The organism is Thermotoga sp. (assembly GCF_021162145.1).
In the GTDB taxonomy this organism is placed as follows: Bacteria; Thermotogota; Thermotogae; order Thermotogales; family Thermotogaceae; genus Thermotoga.
Genome location: NZ_JAGGZH010000070.1, coordinates 1 through 5,415, shown reverse-complemented (window position 1 = coordinate 5,415; position 5,415 = coordinate 1). Strand labels below are relative to the sequence as shown.

The 5,415-nt window shown below is 45.6% G+C and carries 3 protein-coding genes; all 3 read left to right on the top strand.

Annotated features, from left to right (window positions below; genetic code table 11):
• Window positions 1-3,031 (top strand): YjgP/YjgQ family permease (locus tag J7K79_RS04745; RefSeq protein ID WP_296905691.1); only part of this gene is annotated, 3,031 nt, incomplete at its 5' end.
• An 11-nt stretch (window positions 3,032-3,042) separates the two neighbouring features.
• Window positions 3,043-4,398: a replicative DNA helicase gene (gene dnaB / locus J7K79_RS04740; RefSeq protein WP_296905689.1), complete on the top strand. Its 1,356-nt coding sequence runs from the start codon at window positions 3,043-3,045 to the stop codon at window positions 4,396-4,398.
• Window positions 4,399-4,440: 42 nt separating this feature from the next.
• Window positions 4,441-5,277 (top strand): purine-nucleoside phosphorylase, encoded by an 837-nt coding sequence (locus J7K79_RS04735; protein WP_296905687.1) that lies wholly within the window; start codon window positions 4,441-4,443, stop codon window positions 5,275-5,277.
• Window positions 5,278-5,415 lie beyond the last annotated feature (138 nt).

The following is a 5,415-nucleotide window of genomic DNA, read 5'->3' as shown; positions in this document are numbered from 1 at the left end:
CCTCTATTACTACCTACCCTACTTCATCGCAATGGGTGTACCTGTGGGTGTGCTGCTTTCCATCTTTTGGACTTTCTCAAAGCTTTCCGAAGACAGGGAACTCATGGCTATTCAAGTCCATGGTGTTTCCCAAAAGAATCTGATCGTTCCCTTTCTTCTACTGAGCATCTTTTTATCGGTAGGAGTCTTTTTTCTCAACGACCAGGTAGTCCCCATATACCAGTCCAAGGCTGAGGAAGCCATGTCGAGGTACGTTCTCAGAAAACCAGAGGTCTTCGTTGTGGAAAATGTGATCTCGAAGATTGGAGAAGACCAGTACTTCTACGTTGAAAAGTACGACGAGAAGACAAACACCCTCTGGAACGTTGTGATCTTCAAGTATGGAAGCGAAGAGAAGATAGTCACGGCAAAGAAAGTGCAGAAGAGGAAAAACAGGTGGTATCTCTTCGATGGAAGATATTACACGATAGACAAGGATGGATTTCTGAAACTGGATGTTCATTTCTCCGAGATGGAACTCGACATAACTGAAGATATTGAGAATCTCCTTCGTGTAGGAAAGACACCGAAAGAAATGACAGGGAAAGAGCTCAAGGAGAAGATAGAGTTCTTCAAAAAGGTCGGCATAAAGCCTTCTCCGTGGATAGTGGAGCTGCAGGGCAGATACGCAAATTCCCTGACCCCCATCGTGATAGTCCTCGTTGGAGTACCCCTTTCCCTGCTCTTTCAACTTAGAAGCAAGTCCTGGGGTGTGATCTTCACCTTCGTTCTCGTTGTACTGTACCAGGGAAGCGGTGCTTGGCTCAGTGCCATGGGAAAGGAAAATCTTCTGGATCCTGGCCTTGCACCTTGGATTCCTAATCTCGTCTTCTCCGCGGTAGGTTCCATTCTGTTTTTTCTCCTAGACACCGCTCTTGCCTACAGAATTAGAGAGTTCCTCACGAAGCTCTTCGTTGTAGTAATGGTGCTTCTGGCAACCTCCCTTTTTTCATCTCAAGTGAGTATAACGGCCGACAAAATGGTTAGATTCCCGGACAGAATCATCTTCAAGGGAAATGTAGAAATCCTCTATAAAGATGCCTCCATAGAAGCCAGTCAAGCGATTGTTTACATAGAAGGAGGAAAGACGAAAGAGATCGAAGCGCTCGGTGATGTTCTATACAGAAGGAAAGAGACCCTCCTAGAAAGCACCCGCTTGATCTTTCGAACTGAAAGCGAACAAAACGTTTTGTTTCACGTTCGAGGAAGTACAAAAATAGAGTTAGAAGGAAAGAAAAAACAGATCTATCTTTCCGGTGAAAGTCTTTCCACCAAAGGGACAAAAACTCTCGTGAACAAGGGATATGTCACCACCTGCTCTTCCATTCCACCACATTACAAGCTCAAGGCTTTCTACATAGAGATCGTCGAGAACGAATACCTTCTGGCCAGAGATGTGGTGTTTTACCTCCTTGAAATTCCCCTGTTCTACCAGCCCATCTTTTTCTCTTCGCTTTCTGACAAGCCTCAACCGTTTTCAGTGGAAGTGGGGTTCAACCCATCTTTCTTCCTGAAGACCACTTACAGCATTTCTTACAGAGAAGGAAACGTGCTCTTCTCCGTAAAAAGGGCGATGAAAGAAGATACATGGGAGGATTTCAAATGGAATCACAAAATCGGAAATTGGTCCGTTGATTTTAACTACGAGGAGTCAAATAGTTCTAGAAAAATATCTGCCAGGCTCTTCGACCAGAAGAACACACTTTTCTTTTCTCAAGAAAGTTCCGAGAAGATCTATCAGTTCGAACACAAAGAAAAAATATTTGGTGGAAGCGTGGACGTGCTGTTGAGGAAACGATCCACAGAGAGCGAAAACGAATATATTGCCCCCAAGATCACTGCCAGAAAACTCTCATTCAAAACCGATGTGGGCACCCTCCACGTGTACAGCTTCAATCATGAGACTAGAATGGAAGAGAGCATAGAAACCACCGGAGTGCTCAGCTCCCGATTTCGCTCCAAACCGTTTCTTTCCTTCCAATCCGTGAGTTTCGACCTCAGCGGAAAATATCGCTTCGAAGGCGGAGAGTTCAACAGAAACACCAGCTTCCTGAAACTTGACTCTATATGGGACTTCAAGAACATCTCCCTTGGAAATTTCTTCAGACTCGATGATAAAATATACGCTGGCATCTACAGATCCTCAGAGAATGGATATCGACTCGGCAACTTTTTCACAACCACTCTGAAAATACCAATTGGGCCTCTTTCCTTGGAAAGCTATTACAAGCTCTACACGATTCAGGGAAAGAATCTAAGAAAATTCCCACAGAATAAAGCCCAAAACGAGTTGGATCTTAAAATAAGCCTTTCCTTTGGAAGTTTCAGATCTTCTCTTGAGACAACCTACGACTTTTTGGAAGAAGAATTCTCCGATCCGTACCTCAAGACCTCCTTTTCGTTAAAAACGGGGAAATTGATTCACACGGTGAACACGACCACACGCCTTTCACTGGAAAATTCAGCAGAAAGTTACACCAAATGGGAATTCCAGCAAAGAGTTGGTGCACTTCTGAACAAGCTGTACTTTACGTATCACTACAAGGAACCACATATCCAATACGTGGAAGATCAAATGAGGATATACGGGAGCAAATTCTTCTACATGGAAAACCCAAGAATAACAGCGTACTCTAAGGTAAAAGTGAACCCCATCAAACTGGAAAGATTCTGGATACGCGGGAGCTTCGAAAAAGGGAAATCCATGCATTCTGTGAAAGCAGAGTTCTCAGGAGATACACTGGAGTTTTCTTACAGGATGAAAAACAGCGACCCGACCTTCAGTATCTCTTTCGAGCTCGAAAAGTGGAACGCGAAATCTTTCTCTCTTTCCATCGAAAAGTCGCTCCATTGTCTTGGTGCAAAAATGTCCGCCTCTTTCGGAGAGAACTTTTCCCTAGAAAGCTTTTCTGTGTTCTTCTACATAAGGGATTTCCCAAACAGTGGTATCGGATTTGACTCGGAAGGAGGTTTAGGCGTGAACGTTTTTTGAGAGGTGATAATATGCGAGTACCCCCACACAATCTGGAAGCGGAGATCGCCGTTCTTGGAAGCATATTGATAGATCCATCCGTCATAAACGATGTGCTCGAGATTCTCGGTCATGAGGACTTTTATCTCAAAAAACACCAGTACATATTCAAGGCGATGGAAGAACTCTACGATGAAGGAAAGCCAGTGGATGTTGTATCCGTATGTGACAAACTCCAGAGCATGGGAAAACTCGAGGAAATCGGAGGGGACGAGGAAGTCGCTCGACTGGCCGAGGCTGTCCCAAGTTCTGCTCATGCTGTTCACTACGCAGAGATTGTTAAAGAAAAATCCATCTTGAGGCAGCTCATAGAAGTATCCAGAAAGATCTCTGAGAGCGCCTACATGGAGGAAGACGTGGAAATTCTTCTCGACAACGCTGAAAAGATGATCTTTGAGATCTCCGAGATGAAGGCGACAAAATCGTACGATCATCTGAGGGGAATCATGCACCAGGTCTTCGAAAATCTGGAAAATTTCAGAGAGAAGGCAAACGTTATAGAACCTGGTGTCCTTGTGACAGGTCTTCCAACGGGTTTCAAGAGCCTAGACAAACAAACCACCGGACTTCACAATTCTGATCTGGTGATTATCGCTGCAAGACCATCCATGGGAAAAACATCCCTCGCGCTTTCTATAGCCAAAAACATGGCGGTCAACTTTGAAATACCGGTCGGCATATTCAGTCTTGAAATGTCCAAAGAACAACTGGCTCAGCGGCTTCTCAGTATGGAATCCGGTGTGGACCTGTACAGTATAAGAACGGGACATCTCGACCAGGAAAAATGGGAAAGACTCACCATAGCCGCTTCCAAGCTTTACAAAGCTCCTATAATAGTCGACGATGAAACTCTTCTGGATCCAAGAACGTTGAGAGCGAAAGCAAGAAGAATGAAGAAGGAATACGACATAAAAGCCATTTTCGTCGACTACCTCCAACTCATGCACCTTAAGGGTAGAAAGGAGAGCAGACAGCAGGAGATATCAGAGATTTCCAGATCCCTGAAACTCCTCGCAAGAGAACTGGACATCGTCGTGGTCGCACTTTCACAGCTCTCCAGAGCGGTGGAACAAAGGGAAGACAAAAGACCAAGGCTCAGCGATTTAAGAGAGTCCGGAGCGATCGAGCAAGATGCCGACACGGTCATATTCATATACAGAGACGAGTACTACAAGAGCAAAAAAGACAAAAAAGAAAACAAACTCCATGAACCTCACGAAGCAGAGATCATCATAGGAAAGCAAAGAAACGGGCCCGTTGGAACGATCACACTCATCTTTGATCCAAGAACGGTGACGTTCCACGAAGTTGACGTGGTGCATTCGTGATAGAATTCTTCTTGAAAGAAGGCCGAAGAGGAGGTGTTCAGCGTGGACATAAAATCCTACAAGGAAAGGGTAGAAAAAGCCGTCAGGTACCTGAGAGGTCAAGTGGAAGAAAGTCCGGAGATAGCCATCATACTGGGATCCGGCCTTTCGACGATAGCTGACGAAGTGGAGAAGGAAGGAACTTCCAAGAAGATTCCCTACAGTGAAATACCTGGTTTTCCCATCTCCACAGCACCGGGTCACAAAGGAGAACTGATCTTTGGGAAGCTCTTTGGAAAGAACGTCATGCTGATGAACGGAAGATTCCACTACTACGAGGGATACTCGATGAAAGATGTTACCTTCCCTATCAGGGCGATGCAACTTCTTGGAGTGGAAGTTCTGATAGTCACCAACGCTGCCGGTGGTTTGAATCCTGATTTCGAAGTGGGAAGGCCGATGATCATCACCGATCATATAAACTTTATGGGAGACAATCCGCTGATAGGTCCCAACGTGGACGAATGGGGTCCCAGGTTTCCAGACATGTCTGAGCCCTACGATAAGGAGCTCATAAACCTTGCTTACAACAGTGCAAAAGAGCTAGGAATACCGGTTTACCAGGGTGTATACGTGGCGGTGACTGGTCCCTGTTTCGAAACACCAGCAGAACTCAGGATGCTCAGAAGATTCGGAGCGGACGCTGTGGGTATGTCCACCGTACCGGAAGTCATCGTGGCAAGGCACGGACAAATAAGAGTACTCGGGATCTCTGCTATCACAGACAGAGCGGTTCCCGAAGACCTCAAGCCTCTGACCGCCGAAGAAGTTCTTGAAGTTGCAGAGAAAACGGGAAAGAAGATCGCTCAGATCATATTCGAGGTTGTCAGAAAACTTTGAGGTGGAAAGATGATCTTGAAAGGAATCCTGTACAGTTCTATAGCGGGAATGGCGACCTCTCTTGGCGCGTTGCCATTCCTTTTTTGGAACCCCATCAAACAAGTGACAGAACGATCGATTCGTTTCTGGGGTTTGCGG